Origin of the sequence: Mesorhizobium sp. M0676 (genome assembly GCF_040320535.1) — a bacterium.
GTDB lineage: Bacteria > Pseudomonadota > Alphaproteobacteria > Rhizobiales > Rhizobiaceae > Mesorhizobium.
The window spans coordinates 199,495-213,640 of record NZ_JAMYPU010000001.1; the positions used below are offsets into that span (position 1 = coordinate 199,495).

Genomic DNA, 14,146 nt, shown 5'->3' on the forward strand with positions numbered 1-14,146 from the left:
GGGTGCTGCGTCCGCTCACCGACTTCACCGCGCCGGACCGGCGCAACATCGCTGTCGTGCTGACCGACATAGACGACACCTTGACCGACAAGGGGCGGTTGCCGGCAAAAGCCTATGCGGCGCTCGAGCGGCTGAAGCAGGCCGGCTTCATTGTCGCGCCGGTTACCGGCCGCCCTGCCGGCTGGTGCGACCTGATCGCCCGGCAATGGCCGGTGGACGGCGTGATCGGCGAGAACGGCGCCTTCTATTTCCGCTACGACGAGGCCAAAAAGCGGATTGTTCGCCACTACGCCAAGAGCGCTGCCGAACGGCAGGCCGATGCCGCACGCCTCAAGGAGATCGAGCAAACCGTTCTGAGCGAAGTTCCGGGTGCGGCGGTCGCGGCCGACCAGGCCTATCGCGAGGCCGATCTGGCGATCGATTTTTGCGAGGACGTGGCGCCGCTGCCCAAAACCGAGGTTCTGAAGATCGTCGGCATCTTCCAGCGCTATGGCGCGACGGCGAAAATCTCGTCCATCCACGTCAATGGCTGGTTCGGCAAATACGACAAACTGTCGACAAGCCGGCTATTCTTGCGGGACTGTTTCGGTATAGATATCGACCACGACAAGGACAGCATTGTCTTCGTCGGCGATAGTCCAAACGATGCACCAATGTTCGGCTTCTTCCCCAACAGCGTCGGCGTCGCTAATGTGTTGGACTTCGCCGGCGAGCTTCCTGCGTCTCCCGCCTTCGTCACAAGCGGGCGCGGCGCGGAGGGATTTGCCGAGCTTGGCGACGCGCTGATTGCTGAAAAGGGAATGGAATAGTCATGGACCAAGGCCGACTGACGAAGAAGGAGCGGCACGCGCTTATCCTTTCGGAAGTGCGCCGGTCGGCGTCGATACGCATCTCCAAGCTCGCACGGCGCATCGGCGTCGCCGGCGAGACCATCCGCCGCGATCTCATCGAACTCGGCGATGCCGGACTGATCAACCGCACCTATGGCGGTGCGACGATCTCGCTGGTGACATCAGAACCGGTGATTTCCGAGCGTGGCCTGACCCTGATCGAGGAGCGCGCCCGCATCGGCCGCGGCGCGGCAAGCCTTATCGAGAAGGGCCAGATCGTGATGATCGACGGCGGTTCGACCACCTATGAGGTGGCGCGCAACCTTTCGCAGCTGAAGCGCGACCTGACCATCATCACCAATTCCACCGGAGTGGCCTCTGTGGCCGGCGCCAATCCGACCTTTCGGGTGCTGCTCTGCCCCGGGACCTATGATAGCCGGGAAGGCAGCGTGTTGGGCGAAGACACCGTCGAGTTCCTGCGCCGCTACAATGCCGACGTCGCCATTATCGGGGCATCGGGGATAAGCGCCGATGGTCCGAGCGACATGATCTCGGGCGCCGCAGCCGTTAAACGCGCGATGATATCGCGTTCATTGTCGACGGTGCTGGTGGTGACCCACGACAAGTTTGGCCGCAGCAGTCTCGAACGCATCTGCGGGCTCGATGACATTGCCGATATCGTCACCGACAGCGAACCGAAGGCCGACCTGCGCACTGCTGCCGAACAGGCGGGCACGGAGCTGCATGTGTTTGCCGCCGGCTGATCAGCAACTGCTTATTCGGCGGCATCCCGGTTGGTCAGCGCGATGTGGCAGCAGCCGGGGCCGTGGCCCGGCGTCCAGGTGACATTGTCGAAGCGCACGCCCGTTGCCTCGAACAGACCACGGTCGAAAGCGCCGGCGATGCGGCAGAGCGTGGCGAGTTTTTCATCACCGACACCGGCCTCGACCCAGGCGTCCTTCAGCGGACAACGCTTCACCTTGAAGGCGATGTGGTCCGGCCCGCGCTCGACATCGGTCGGATACATCAGGCCGCCATCCGGGCTGACGGCCAAAAATGCCTCGCCGATGGCCGGCGCGTCGTTAGGTCCGAAACGGGCGAAGGCGGCCGCCGCCACCTCCTTGCCGCGCTGCTCGATGGTGCGGATCATGATCGCCTCGGCCTTTTCCGCGCCGAGTTCGCCGGTCAGCTCGTCGAGAAACAGACGGTAGAGATCGGCGCGGTTTCGGAAGGCGGAATCGAGTTCGCGCGAGAGTTTTTCGGCTCTGGCTTCTGGTTCGGTCATGGTACTTGCCTGCTGCTTCTGTCCAATCTTGGCGCCGCCGCAACCAGCGCCTTGCCGATTGCCGACTGCGGCGCGTCGATAACGTTGCGGGCGTCGCCGCTCTCGGCGATCCGCCCGGCGTCGAGAAGAACGACGCGGTGGGCGATGGCCCGTACGACGCCGAGATCATGCGAAATGAAGAGATAGGCGATCCGTTCCCTGGCTTGCAGGTCGAGCAGCAACTCAAGGATCTGTCCGCGGACCGAAACGTCGAGCGCCGACACCGCCTCGTCGAGCACGATCAGCGACGGTTTGGTCGCGATGGCTCGGGCGATGGCGACCCGCTGGCGCTGGCCGCCGGAGATTTCGTGAATGGCGCGCGGGGCGAGATCGGCTGCCAGCCCGACGCGATCCAGCAAGGCAGCAATGCGGGCCGGCCTCTCGGCGCGGGAAGCGATGGCATGGATGCGCAAGGGATCGTCAAGCACGCGAGCCACCGTGGCGCGCGGGTTGAACGCGGCGAGCGGATCCTGGAACACCATTTGCAGGCGCGCGCGCTTGGTGCGCAGGGCCGCACCCTTCAAGAGCAGAAAGTCATCGCCTTCGAACTGGACGGTGCCGGCGTCGGGCTCGATCAACCTAAGCACCAGCCGCGCGATCGTCGACTTGCCGCTGCCGGAGGGCCCGGCCAGCGCCAGCGTCTCGCCGGGTTCGATGGCGAAGGAGACACCGTCGACGGCCGCGATGGCCTTGCCGCCACGACGGTATCGCTTGGTAAGACCGGAGACGGTGAGCAAGTTCATGCCGGCGCCCGTCGTAGCAGCGGATCGGCGTCGAGGCCGAGATGGGCGTCGAGCAGCGTTCGCGTATAGGCATGGCGCGGGGCGTTTATGATTTGCTCCGTCGGGCCGAGTTCGATCAGTTCGGCGTTCCGGAATACAGCGATACGCTCTGCGAGTTCGGCGGCCAGCGCGATGTCGTGGCTGATGAACAGCAGCGTCATGCCGTCCTCCGCCACCAGTTGCCGAATGAGGCTGACGATTTCGGCTTGCACAATGGTGTCCAGCGCGCTGGTCGCCTCATCGGCGATCAGCAGTTTCGGACCGGCTGCAAGGGCCGCGGCAATAGCAACGCGCTGCTTCTGGCCGCCGGAGAGCTGGTGCGGGAAAGCACGCATGGCGGTTTGTGGGTCGGGCAGCCGGACACGTTGGAGCAGGGTTTTGGCTTTGGCGTAGGCTTGCGGCCAGTCGAGGCCGAGGTGGGTGCAGGCGACTTCGGCGATCTGTTTGCCGACGGTCATGACGGGGTCGAGGCTGGCGGAGGGGTCCTGGAAGACGAAACCAATGTCGCGGCCGGGAAGGGGGAGCGTGCTGGGCTCGGTTAATTTGAGAGGTCGGCGTTCCGTCACACCCCCCTCTGTCCTGCCGGACATCTCCCCCGCAAGGGGGGAGATTGCTCTCTCATCTCCGCCTTCGCCAACCACGAACGTTGCAGAAGGGAAGCCGTCGGCAAAGCTGCTGATCTCCCCCCTTGCGGGGGAGATGTCCGGCAGGACAGAGGGGGGTGGGAAGGATCGCGGCGCCTGAAATTGCCACTTGACATGCCCTTCAATCTTGGCGCTCGCCGGCAGCAGTCCAGCCACCGCCAGCGCCAGCGTGCTCTTGCCCGAACCGCTTTCGCCAATGATCGCCAGCCGCTCGCCGGCAATAACATCCAGGCTGACCCCCTTCAGCGCCGTCACCTCGCTGCCATCTCGCCGATAGCGCACTGACAGATCGCGTATCTCAGCCAGTGCGGTCACGACAGGCTCCTCCGCACCGCCGTCGTCTCCACCACGCCTTCGCCGGCGAGATAGATACCGAGCACGGTCAGCACCAAGGCGATGCCCGGAACGATCGACAGAAAGGGCGCGGTTCGCAGCACAGTGCGGCCCTCGGCAATCATGCCGCCCCAAGTGACGCGATTGGGGTCGCCGAGACCGAGGAAGGACAGCGCTGCCTCGGTGAGGATCGCGGCGGCCACGATCACCGAGGACAAGGCCAGCACCGGCGGCAACGCGTTGGGCAACACCTCGCGAAAAGCGATCTCAAGCGGATGCATGCCGATGACGCGGGCGCCGGCGACGTAATCGCGCTCGCGGATCGACAGCACTTCGGCGCGCGCTACACGCGCCGGCCCGGTCCAGGCGCCAAGCGCTATTGCCGTGACGACGACGCCGAGCGACGGCCCGACGACGCTGACGAAGGCCAGCGCCAGGAGAAAACTCGGCACGGTCTGGAAGGCATCGGTGATGCGCATCAGCCCCTCGTCCACAAGGCCGCCGGCAAAGCCGGCCAGCGTGCCGACGACCGCGCCGATGAAGAGTGCCGCCGCTGCCGCCGCCAGGCCGACCGCCAGCGAGGTGCGGGCGCCGTGGAACAGTTCGGCCAGCACGTCACGGCCGAGCCGGTCGGTGCCGAGCGGCAGCGACCAGTCCTGGAACGGCGGCAGCAGTGCTGGTCCGGCAATGGCCTGCGGGTCGCCGGGGAAGAGCAGCGACGCAAACAGCGCCATGGCGAACAGAAGCGCCAGGATGATCGCGCCGGCGACCGCTTCCGGCCGGCGCAGGAACCGCGGCAGCGCGCTCACGTGCTGGCCTCGCCGGTGCCGACGCGCGGGTCGAGGAAGGCGTAGGCGATGTCGACGGCAAGGTTGACGGCAATGACGAGGACGGCGCTGGTGAGGATGATGCCGAGCAGCAGCGGCGTGTCGCGCGAAGCGACCGCTTCCTGCGCCAGCCGGCCGAGCCCGGGCACGGCAAAGACGCTTTCGATGACGACGCTGCCGCCCAGCATCTGCGCCGATTGCAGGCCGAGCATGGTGACCAGCGGCAAGAGCGCGTTGCGGGCGACATGGGCGAGCACGATGCGGCGGCGTGACAGCCCCCTGGCGCGGGCGGCGAGCACAAAATCCTGCCGCCACGCCTCGGCCATGCCGGCGCGCATCATGCGCAGATAGAGCGCGAGATAGATGAAGCCGAGCGCGGAAACCGGCAGGACGAGGTGGACGGCGATGTCGGTGGCGCGGTCAAAACCGGTCTTGTCCGAGGCCAGGCTCTCGATGCCGCCGATCGGCAGCCAGCGCAGGTCGACGGCAAAGACGACGATCTGCACCAGGCCAAGCCAGAAACCCGGCACGGCATAAAGCGCCAGCGAGCCGATCGACAGGAAGCGGTCGCGAAAGCTGCCGGGTCTGGCGCCGGCGTAGATGCCGAGCGCCGAGCCCAAACCGAAGGAGAGCGCGGTGGCGGTCACCATCAGGAGCAGTGTCGTCGGCAGGCGTTCCAGGATAACATCGCGAATTGGCCGCGAGAAGGTAACGGACTGGCCGAGGTCGAAATGCAGCAGCGCCCAGAGATAGTTCGCGAGCCGTGTCAGCTCGGACTGGTCGAGGCCCCAGCGATGACGCAGCAATTCGATCATGCCGGCGTCGCCGCCGGTCGAGACGATGTAGGCGTCGACCGCGTCACCGGGGGCAGCTTCCAGGAGGAGGAATGTGCCGATGATGACGATCAGCAGCACGAAGATGCTGCCGACGAGGCGACGGCGGATGAGGGTGAGGGCGCGGGTCATGGGAAAGGCATAGCGCTGCGCCAGTCGGGAGAGGTGCGGTGTGACGAAACGCGGCCCTACGCCATGCCTTCACACCAATTTCTTTGCGAACTTTCATCCGCGCAAATGTGTCACGATTCCAGATAGGTGTCCGCCCAGTTCGACACCGCCCATCGCGGGTTGTTGGCGATGTTGCCCACGGTATCGCGCGCGACGCTGATGAAGCTCCATTCGGCGACGTTGATCAGCGGCAGGTCCGCCGCGACCTGTTTCTGGAATTCCTTGTAGAGGTCGGTGCGCGCTGACGTATCCAGCGTCTCCGAAGCCTTGGCGATCAGCGCGTCGAGCGCGGCGTTCTTGTAGCCGCCCTGGTTGGAGAACGGCACGCCGTCGGGAATGCCGCTCTGCACCAGGATGGTGGTCGAGATCGCCGGGTCGCCGCGGAACACCGGCGGGCCGACGGCGAGGTCGAAGGCGTGGTCGGTGTAGACGGCCTTGATGTGCGCGGCCGAGTCGTTGTTGACGATCACGGCGTCGATGCCGATTGCCGCCAGCGCCTGGCGCAGATAGTCGCCGAACTGTTTTGTTTCGTTGAAATAGGGTGCCGGCAAAAGCTTGAGCGCAAACCGCCTGCCATCATCGGCCTTGGTGTAGCCGGCCTCATCGAGCAGGGCGTTGGCCTTGGCGACGTCGAAGGGATAGGTCGGCACGTCGGCGGTGTAGAATTGCGGGTCGTTCTTCGGCACCGGACCGGTAGCGGTGGCGGCATAGCCGAGGAACACCGTCTTGACGACGAAATCCTTGTCGATGGCATGCGCGATCGCCTGGCGCACCTTCACGTCGGCCAGTTCCTTGCGGCGATGGTTGATCTCGACGACGAGTTGATAGGTCAGCCCCTCATAGCCCTTGGAGATGACCTTCAGGCCCGGCACTTTCGAGATGCGGTCGAGGTCGGCCAGTGGCACGGCGGAGAAGGCGGCGAGCTGGATCTCTTCGGCCTCGAGTGCGGCCGCGGCGGACGTGCGGTCCGGCAGCACCTGATAGATGATCTCGTCGAGATAGGGCTCGTCCTTGCCCCAATAGTTCGCATTCCTTGTCAGCTTGTAATATTGGCCGGCCTTGTACTCGCCGAACTTGAACGGGCCGGTGCCGATGGGGGCATTGTTGGCCGGGTTGTCCTCGATCTTGCCGACTTCGTAGATATGTTTCGGCACCACGCTGCTCAGCGCCGGCAAGGCATTGCGTATCAGCTGGAACGGGGTCGGTTTGGCGAATTTGAACACGGCGGTGAGATCGTCGGGGGTGTCGACGCTGGCCAGATCCTTGAACACGGTGCGGCCGAGATTCTGCAGCGGCTTCCATATCTGCAGCGCCGAGAAGGCGACGTCGGCCGAGGTGAACGGCTTGCCGTCATGCCATTTGACGCCATCGCGCAGTTTGAAGGTTACCGAGAGCCCGTCGGCAGCACCTTCCCAGGAGAGCGCCAAGCGGGGCTCGAGCCCGTCCTTGCCGTCGAACGAGGCTTCGGCCAGCGTCTCGACAATCTTGCTGGAGATGAAGAAAACGCCGTTGGAGGCGACGATTGCCGGGTTGAGATTGCGCGGCTCGGAATCGGCGGCGAGCACCAGCCGGCCACCTTTCTTCGGCGTCTGCGCCCAGCTGAATGTGGGCAGGGCGGTGGAGGCCAGCAGCAAAGCTGAGCCGCCAAGCAGCGTGCGTCTGGAAATATCTGACATGACCGAACTCCGTCCTCTCCGCGACCAGATGGGCGCACCCCTCGAAGCTGGCGGCACCCGCCAGCATCCTCGCGGCGATTATGGCCCTTGCCAAGGGTTTCGCCAGAGACGGAATTGGCGCATCCTTGCTTGGCTTTGAAATTTTCGTCCGCTGGACCAGTTTAGAGGTGGCGCTTTTATTCTGATATTCTGGTAGGACCAGATTGCCTTGATATTCAGCAAAGACGACTTGGCGACCGCCCGCTGAAGCAATTTGACCCTATTTCTGGCTGGACCAGAGTGGACAATGATGCAGATTTGACGACAGCCAAGGGAATCGGGCGCAGCGCGGCCGGCGATCCCACGGAAATCAGGGAGAGAACAATGAACATTGCCCCGGGCAAGAATGCCGTCAGCAATATCCCGTTCGACCAGGCAAGGGTCGACCGGCTGATGGAGGAAGCCGGCATCGATGTGCTGCTGGCGACGTCCAAGCACAACACGCAATATCTGCTCGGTGGCTACAAATTCATCTTCTTCGCCGCCATGGATGCGATTGGCCACAGCCGCTATCTGCCTGTCGTCGTCTATGAGAAGGGCGGGCCGGATCATGCCGCCTATATCGGCAACCGCATGGAAGGCGCCGAGCACCAGAACAACCCGTTCTGGACGCCGACGCTGCATGCCGCCTGCTGGGGTACGCTCGACGCCGCCAATCTTGCGGTCGAGCATGTCAGCAAGATCGGCAAGGCAGGCGCCCGCATCGGCATCGAGCCGGCCTTCCTGCCGTCCGATGCCTATGCGCTGATCCGCAAGGCGTTGCCGGACGCGAAGCTGATCGACGCGACCGACATGCTGGAGCGCATGCGCGCCATCAAGACAGACGCCGAGCTGGAGAAGCTGCGCATCGCCTCCGAGCTGATCACCGATTCCATGTTGGCGACTATCCAGTGGGCGCGCGAAGGCACGACCAAGGCCGAGATGATCGAGCAGCTCAGGCGCGAGGAGACCAATCGCGGCGCGCATTTCGAATATTGCCTGCTGACGCTGGGCTCCAGCCACAACCGTGCGGCGTCACCGCAGGCTTGGAAAAAGGGCGAGGTGCTGTCGATCGATTCCGGCGGCAATTATCACGGCTATATCGGCGATCTCTGCCGCATGGGCATTCTGGGCGAACCGGATGCCGAGCTGGAAGATCTGTTGGCCGAGGTCGAGACGGTGCAGCAGGCGGCGTTCTCGAAGGTGAGGGCAGGCACCATCGGCGGCGATATGATTTCGCACGCGGAGGGCGTGCTGAAGGCGTCGAAGGTCGCGCCCTATACGGATTTCTTCGCCCATGGCATGGGCCTGATCACCCATGAAGCGCCGTTCCTGATGACCAACCACCCGGTCACCTATGAAGGCACTTATTCGGCCAAGCCGCTGGAGACGAACATGGTGCTGTCGGTGGAGACGACCATGCTTCACCCGACGCGGGGGTTCATCAAGCTGGAGGATACACTGGCGGTGACGGATGCGGGGTATGTGATGTTTGGGGATCGGGCACGGGGGTGGAATAGAGGTGGGATAGCCTAGCTCGGCGCTACCCCCTCACCCGGATTGCCATCCGAATTGCGAAGGGCAATTCGGGGCTATCCGACCTCTCCCCGAGGGGAGAGGAGTTTGCGCCGGCGCTGGCTTCTGCCTCTTCTCCCCCTCGGGGAGAAAGTGGCCGCGAAGCGGCCGGATGAAGGGGGCCTTTCGCGATTACTTCCCCGCCGGGATCAACCTGAAATCCGGCAACTCCCGCAGCACCAGTTCGGGTCCGGCCGGCGAATAGACGACGAAGAGCTGCATCGGCCCATCGCCCGTGTTCAGTGTCGAATGGAAACGGCTTTCCGGCACATAGATGGTGCAGCCGGGGCCGACCTTGGCGACGACCGGATTGCCCTCCTCGTCCTCCACCATCTGCTCGCCATTGCCTGAGATGACGAAGATGATCTCTTCCGCGCCGGGATGGTTGTGGCGCGAGTGGCCCTTGCCTGACGGCAGGTCGACGACGCCGCCGGAAAAGCGCGTCGCGCCATTTACTTCCGGCGCGACTGTCAGCGACAGCTTGCCCCAGTCAAAGCCGAAGGCGCTCACGTCCTTCGGGTATACGAACACCTTGCTCTTGTCGGTCATTGATCTCATCCCTTCTTTTTCTTCTGGTCGTGCAGCGTGACGGCCTTGAAATCCGCCGTCTGCCTGGCGATCGCGGCTTCAGCCGGCAGCCGTTCCATCGAACTCGCGCCATAAAAGCCATGCAGGCCCTTGCAGCGGTCGAGGATGTAGCGGGCATCATCCGGCATCGAGATCGGCCCGCCATGGCAAAGCAGGATGACATCCTTGCGCACCGAGCGCGCCGCGTTGGCGATGGCGTCGATCTCGACCACGCAGTCGTCGAGCGACTTGGCCGACGTGGCTCCGATCGAGCCGCCGGTCGTCACCCCCATATGGGCAACGACGATGTCGGCGCCGGCTTTTGTCATGGCGCGCGCCTCGTCGGGGTTGAAGACATAGGGCGTGGTCAGAAGATCGAGCTTGTGCGCCTCGGCGATCATGTCGACCTCCAGCCCGAAGCCCATGCCGGTTTCCTCAAAACTCTGGCGCATGCTGCCATCGAACAGGCCGATGGTCGGGAAATTCTGCACGCCGGAAAAGCCCATCGTCTTCAGCTCGGCAAGCAGCAGCGGCATGATGACGAAGGGATCGGTGCCGTTGACACCGGCCAGCACCGGCGTCTTTTTGACCACCGGCAGCACCTCGTAGGCCATTTCCTTGACGATCTCGTTGGCGTTGCCATAGGCGAGCAGGCCGGCAGCCGAGCCGCGCCCGGCCATGCGGTAGCGGCCGGAATTGTAGATGATGATGAGGTCGATGCCGCCGGCTTCCTCGGCCTTGGCCGACAGGCCGGTGCCGGCGCCGCCCCCGACGATGGGCACGCCGTCGGCGATCATCGCCTTGAACTTCTTCAATATGTCTTTGCGCGGTATTGCGGGCATTTGTTGGCTCTCACTATCTGGCGATGTCGAGGAAGGCCGCGGTTGCGGCTTTGGCAAATTCCGGATCGTTGATGTGCAACGGCAGGCGTGTGACGCGGCGCGTGGCGCTCGGCCTGATGGTGCGCTCGATGGCATCGAACAGCACGGCGTCGGCTTCGAGGTCGAAGAAGGCGCCGCCCTCGATGTCGAGTGCCGAGACGCCTTTTTCGGGGATCAGGAAATGCACAGGGCCCTCGCAGCGAGCGAGCCTGGTGCCGATCCACTCGCCTATGCCGCGGCATTCATTCGCCGTGGTGCGCATAAGCGTGACGTTGGGATTGTGCTCGTAGAACAGCCGGCCCCTAAACTTCTCGGGAATGGTCGGCGGCGCCCAGAAATTGACCATGTCCAGCGCGCCGACCGAGCCGACATAGGGCAGCTTGGTGCGGGCGATAGCGCCGAAGCGGTCTTCCGTCGCCGGCAGCACGCCGCCGAACAACAGGTCGCAGACTTCCGTCGTGGTGATGTCGATGACGCCGGCGAGCAGGCCCGAGTCCGCGAGCTTCTCCATCGAGCGGCCGCCGGTGCCGGTGGCGTGGAAAACCATGCAGTCATAGTTGGCGCGCAACTGATCCGCGATGGCGGTCACGCAAGGCGTGGTGACGCCGAACATGGTGAGCCCGAGTGCCGGCTTGCCGGTGGCAGTCGGCGCCGGCTTTGCGGCCATGCCGGCGATCGCTTGCGCCGCGTTGTGCAGCACCGTGCGGGAGAGCCGGTTCAGTCCCGCCATATCGGTGACCGATGGCATCATGATGATGTCGGAGACGTCGACATAGGGCGCGGTGTCGCCGGAGGCGAGCGTCGAGACCATGATCTTGGGCAGCCCAAGCGGCAGCGCGCGCATGCCAGCAGTGATGATCGACGTGCCGCCGCCGCCCCCAATGCCGATCACGCCTGATATGTCGTCGCGCGACTGAATGAAACCGGTGAAGGCGGCGCCCATGCCGGCCACTGCCGTGCCGCGATCATCGATGCCGAGCACGCCACTGGCTCCACCCGGATGATGCGCCGCGACCTCGCTGGCCGGGATATCGACCGGCACCGTGGCACCGCGCGTTCCGATGTCGACGCGGGCAACCGAACTGCCGGTGGCGGCAATAGCATCGGCCAGGAAGGCAAGTTCCTCGCCCTTGGTGTCGGCTGTGCCCACCACGTAGATGCGCTTCATCGCGTTTCTCCCGTCACCGGCCGACCGGCGCCGGACCGCCTGTCGCCCTTTGCCGGCCTTTCGGTGGGCAAAGGTCATTGCAATTTTTTGAGACGCGCGTATCGTATTGACATGGATGTCTCACGTCAACAAGCCGCTGGGAGCGACGACGCCAACGAGGCTGCCGAACGCGGCCCACGGGCCCGCACAAAACGGCTGATGCTGAAGACGGCGACGCGGCTGATGCAGGCGGGCGTCACCCCGTCGGTCAGCGAAGTCGCGGAGGCGGCGCAAGTGTCGCGCGCCACCGCCTATCGCTATTTCCCCAGCCAGGCAGCCCTGGTGCAGGCGGTGGTTGACGAGGGGCTTGGGCCGATCCTGACCTGGCAATCGACGTCCACCGATGCCGGGCGCCGCGTTGCCGAATTGTTCGATACCGCCATGCCGCGCATCGAAGCTTTCGAGGCAACTTTCAAGGCAGCGCTGAAACTGTCGCTCGACCAGTGGGCGCAGCGGCAGGCGGGCACGCTGGGCGGCGAGCCGCAATTCACGCGCGGACATCGCGTCCAGCTGCTGAAGGATGCCATCGCACCGCTCAAGGGCCGGCTGCCGCCGCGCGAGTTCAAGCGCCTGGCGCAGGCGCTGTCGATGATGTTCGGCGTCGAAGTGCTGATCGTGCTGAAGGATATATGGGGGCTCGATAGCCGCGGCATGCGGTCGGTCGCGCAATGGGCGGCGGGCGCCCTTGTGCGCGCCGCGGTGGCGGAATCAACGGCTGAAATCGATGCGGCCCCGACAGCGGCATTGGCGAAATAGCGCCAATCTGGTTCGACCAGATTTGGATGCCCACTATTGATGTTAACCGGGATGGCAGTGCCGAAACAAGGCTCTCCTATATCAACGAGTAGGAAAATTCAGGGAAAACAGTCGGATACATGAAAAATCCGGTTATACAAGGTCCGGTGGTGATCCAAGAAAGAGCTTGACGGCTATCCAAAATTGGTAATACCAGATCAGGACAGAAAAAGCGGATCAAAAGTGAGAGCTGCGATCCATTTTCCGGCAAAGCGAGGAGGCTTGGAACCGGAAAGGTGCGATCTCGGGAGGAACTACCAGGGCCGGCTTCACCGCCGGCTCGCATGACAAGGTAGAATGCGCACAAGGGAGGAAATCATTATGCGCAAGACAATGACCAGCCTGCTTGCTGGTATCGGCTTAGTACTTGCCTGCGGAACGTCCGTCTACGCGCAGGACAAGGAACTCACCATCTTTTGGGCGGAATGGGATCCGGCCAATTATCTGCAGGAACTCGGCAACGAGTACGAGAAGGAAACCGGCGTCAAGATCACGGTAGAAACCACGCCCTGGTCCGACTTCCAGACCAAGGCTTTCACCGAGTTCAACGCCCATGGCGACGCCTATGATATGGTCGTCGGCGACTCGCAATGGCTCGGCGCCGGCTCGACCGGCGGCCACTATGTCGACCTGACCGACTTCTTCAACAAGCACAAGCTTGGCGAAGTGATGGCGCCGGCAACGGTGAAATATTACGCCGAGTATCCGGGCGGCAGCAGCAAGTACTGGGCGATCCCGCTCGAAGGCGACGCTGTCGGCTGGTCCTATCGCAAGGACTGGTTCGAGGACCCGAAGGAAAAGGAAGCCTTCAAGGCCAAGTACGGCTACGATCTCGACGTGCCGAAGGATTTCAAGGCGCTGCGCGACATCGCGGAGTTCTTCTACCGGCCGGATCAGAAGCGATACGGCATCGCCATCTACACCGACAATTCCTATGACGCGATGGCGATGGGCTTCGAAAACGCGCTGTTCTCCTTCGGCGGCGAACTGGGTGACTACAAGACCTACAAGGTCGACGGCTTCATCAACTCCGACAAGGCAATCGCCGCACTCGACGCCTACAAGGAACTCTACACGTTCACGCCTCCGGGCTGGGCCAAGTCGTTCTTCGTGGAGGACAATCAGGCGATCACCGAAAACCTGGCCGCGATGAGCATGAACTACTTCGCGTTCTTCCCCTCGCTGATCAACGAGGCGTCGAACCCGAACGCCAAGAACACCGGCTTCTTCGCCAATCCTCCAGGCCCGAACGGCGATCAGTTCGCCGCACTCGGCGGTCAGGGCATCTCCATCGTTTCCTACTCCAAGAAGCAGGAAGAGGCGACGAAGTTCCTTGAATGGTTCATCAAGGACGAGACCCAGAAGAAGTGGGCGGCGCTCGGCGGCTACACCTGCAGTGCCGCCGTGCTCAAGTCGGAGGAGTTCCAGAACGCCACGCCGTACAACAAGGCCTTCTACGAGACCATGTTCAAGGTGAAGGACTTCTGGGCGGTGCCGGAATATGCCGAGCTGCTGCAGCAGCTCAACCAGCGCGTCTATCCCTACATGATCGGCGGCGAAGGCACCGCCAAGGAAACGCTGGACGCGCTCGCAGGCGACTGGAACGCGACGTTCAAGAAATACGGCCGCGGCCAATAAGCAGCTTTTCTCGCGGAGGAGGCATCCGTGCCTCCTCCGTTCTTT

Annotated in this window: 14 protein-coding genes; 5 read left to right on the plus strand and 9 right to left on the minus strand. The window is 63.6% G+C overall.

Translation table 11 applies throughout. The features are described from left to right. Positions 1-5: 5 nt before the first annotated feature. Positions 6-809, plus strand: a complete 804-nt coding sequence (locus tag NKI35_RS00945) for an HAD-IIB family hydrolase (RefSeq protein ID WP_352738281.1) — start codon at positions 6-8, stop codon at positions 807-809. 2 nt (positions 810-811) lie between these two features. Then, complete coding sequence (locus NKI35_RS00950; RefSeq protein WP_352738093.1) at positions 812-1,594, plus strand: DeoR/GlpR family DNA-binding transcription regulator; 783 nt, start codon at positions 812-814, stop codon at positions 1,592-1,594. Between the two features lie 11 nt (positions 1,595-1,605). On the opposite strand, the gene NKI35_RS00955 is transcribed toward NKI35_RS00950, so the two are convergent. From NKI35_RS00955 to NKI35_RS00980, 6 genes are all read right to left on the minus strand, one after another. Then, complete coding sequence (locus tag NKI35_RS00955) at positions 1,606-2,115, minus strand: L-2-amino-thiazoline-4-carboxylic acid hydrolase (protein WP_352738095.1); 510 nt, start codon at positions 2,113-2,115, stop codon at positions 1,606-1,608. After that, positions 2,112-2,897 (minus strand): ATP-binding cassette domain-containing protein, encoded by a 786-nt coding sequence (locus NKI35_RS00960; RefSeq protein WP_023728584.1) that lies wholly within the window; start codon positions 2,895-2,897, stop codon positions 2,112-2,114. Before NKI35_RS00960 ends, NKI35_RS00955 begins: the two co-directional genes overlap by 4 nt. Next, positions 2,894-3,895, minus strand: a complete 1,002-nt coding sequence (locus tag NKI35_RS00965) for an ABC transporter ATP-binding protein (protein ID WP_352738097.1) — start codon at positions 3,893-3,895, stop codon at positions 2,894-2,896. The genes NKI35_RS00960 and NKI35_RS00965 overlap by 4 nt, the downstream gene beginning before the upstream one ends. Further along, positions 3,892-4,722: an ABC transporter permease gene (locus NKI35_RS00970; RefSeq protein ID WP_023728582.1), complete on the minus strand. Its 831-nt coding sequence runs from the start codon at positions 4,720-4,722 to the stop codon at positions 3,892-3,894. The genes NKI35_RS00965 and NKI35_RS00970 overlap by 4 nt, the downstream gene beginning before the upstream one ends. Then, the gene (locus tag NKI35_RS00975) at positions 4,719-5,705 is read right to left on the minus strand and encodes an ABC transporter permease (RefSeq protein ID WP_352738099.1); all 987 of its coding nucleotides are present in this window, start codon (positions 5,703-5,705) and stop codon (positions 4,719-4,721) included. The genes NKI35_RS00970 and NKI35_RS00975 overlap by 4 nt, the downstream gene beginning before the upstream one ends. A 110-nt stretch (positions 5,706-5,815) precedes the next feature. Then, a complete protein-coding gene (locus NKI35_RS00980) occupies positions 5,816-7,420 on the minus strand; it encodes an ABC transporter substrate-binding protein (RefSeq protein WP_352738101.1) in 1,605 nt (534 codons plus the stop codon). A 363-nt stretch (positions 7,421-7,783) separates the two neighbouring features. On the opposite strand from NKI35_RS00980, the gene NKI35_RS00985 reads away from it, so the two are divergent. Continuing rightward, on the plus strand, positions 7,784-8,974 hold the full coding sequence (locus NKI35_RS00985) for a M24 family metallopeptidase (protein ID WP_023712289.1): 1,191 nt from the start codon (positions 7,784-7,786) through the stop codon (positions 8,972-8,974). 171 nt (positions 8,975-9,145) lie between these two features. Here NKI35_RS00985 and NKI35_RS00990 read toward each other — a convergent pair whose 3' ends face one another. Genes NKI35_RS00990 through NKI35_RS01000 form a run of 3 tightly spaced genes read right to left on the minus strand, consistent with a single transcriptional unit; the run spans position 9,146 to position 11,629 of the window. Then, positions 9,146-9,562, minus strand: coding sequence for a cupin domain-containing protein (locus tag NKI35_RS00990; protein WP_352738103.1), 417 nt, complete (start codon positions 9,560-9,562; stop codon positions 9,146-9,148). Between the two features lie 5 nt (positions 9,563-9,567). Then, on the minus strand, positions 9,568-10,422 hold the full coding sequence (locus NKI35_RS00995; protein ID WP_023712290.1) for a phosphoenolpyruvate hydrolase family protein: 855 nt from the start codon (positions 10,420-10,422) through the stop codon (positions 9,568-9,570). 13 nt (positions 10,423-10,435) lie between these two features. Then, positions 10,436-11,629 carry a Tm-1-like ATP-binding domain-containing protein gene (locus tag NKI35_RS01000; protein ID WP_352738105.1) on the minus strand — a complete coding sequence of 398 codons (1,194 nt, stop codon included), beginning with the start codon at positions 11,627-11,629 and terminating at the stop codon, positions 10,436-10,438. 111 nt (positions 11,630-11,740) lie between these two features. Between NKI35_RS01000 and NKI35_RS01005 the strand changes: the two genes are divergently transcribed. Both NKI35_RS01005 and NKI35_RS01010 read left to right on the plus strand, forming a co-directional pair. After that, positions 11,741-12,424 carry a TetR/AcrR family transcriptional regulator gene (locus NKI35_RS01005; RefSeq protein ID WP_023828301.1) on the plus strand — a complete coding sequence of 228 codons (684 nt, stop codon included), beginning with the start codon at positions 11,741-11,743 and terminating at the stop codon, positions 12,422-12,424. 360 nt (positions 12,425-12,784) lie between these two features. Further along, a complete protein-coding gene (locus NKI35_RS01010) occupies positions 12,785-14,101 on the plus strand; it encodes an ABC transporter substrate-binding protein (protein ID WP_023669849.1) in 1,317 nt (438 codons plus the stop codon). Positions 14,102-14,146: the final 45 nt, after the last annotated feature.

Excerpts from the sequence above, each read along its gene's own strand:
- NKI35_RS00950 (WP_352738093.1), top strand. The coding sequence starts at position 812 with ATGGACCAAGGCCGACTGACGAAGAAGGAGCGGCACGCGCTTATCCTT.
- NKI35_RS00955 (WP_352738095.1), bottom strand. The coding sequence starts at position 2,115 with ATGACCGAACCAGAAGCCAGAGCCGAAAAACTCTCGCGCGAACTCGAT.
- NKI35_RS00960 (WP_023728584.1), bottom strand. The coding sequence starts at position 2,897 with ATGAACTTGCTCACCGTCTCCGGTCTTACCAAGCGATACCGTCGTGGC.
- NKI35_RS00975 (WP_352738099.1), bottom strand. The coding sequence starts at position 5,705 with ATGACCCGCGCCCTCACCCTCATCCGCCGTCGCCTCGTCGGCAGCATC.
- NKI35_RS00980 (WP_352738101.1), bottom strand. The coding sequence starts at position 7,420 with ATGTCAGATATTTCCAGACGCACGCTGCTTGGCGGCTCAGCTTTGCTG.
- NKI35_RS00985 (WP_023712289.1), top strand. The coding sequence starts at position 7,784 with ATGAACATTGCCCCGGGCAAGAATGCCGTCAGCAATATCCCGTTCGAC.
- NKI35_RS00990 (WP_352738103.1), bottom strand. The coding sequence starts at position 9,562 with ATGACCGACAAGAGCAAGGTGTTCGTATACCCGAAGGACGTGAGCGCC.
- NKI35_RS00995 (WP_023712290.1), bottom strand. The coding sequence starts at position 10,422 with ATGCCCGCAATACCGCGCAAAGACATATTGAAGAAGTTCAAGGCGATG.
- NKI35_RS01000 (WP_352738105.1), bottom strand. The coding sequence starts at position 11,629 with ATGAAGCGCATCTACGTGGTGGGCACAGCCGACACCAAGGGCGAGGAA.
- NKI35_RS01005 (WP_023828301.1), top strand. The coding sequence starts at position 11,741 with ATGGATGTCTCACGTCAACAAGCCGCTGGGAGCGACGACGCCAACGAG.
- NKI35_RS01010 (WP_023669849.1), top strand. The coding sequence starts at position 12,785 with ATGCGCAAGACAATGACCAGCCTGCTTGCTGGTATCGGCTTAGTACTT.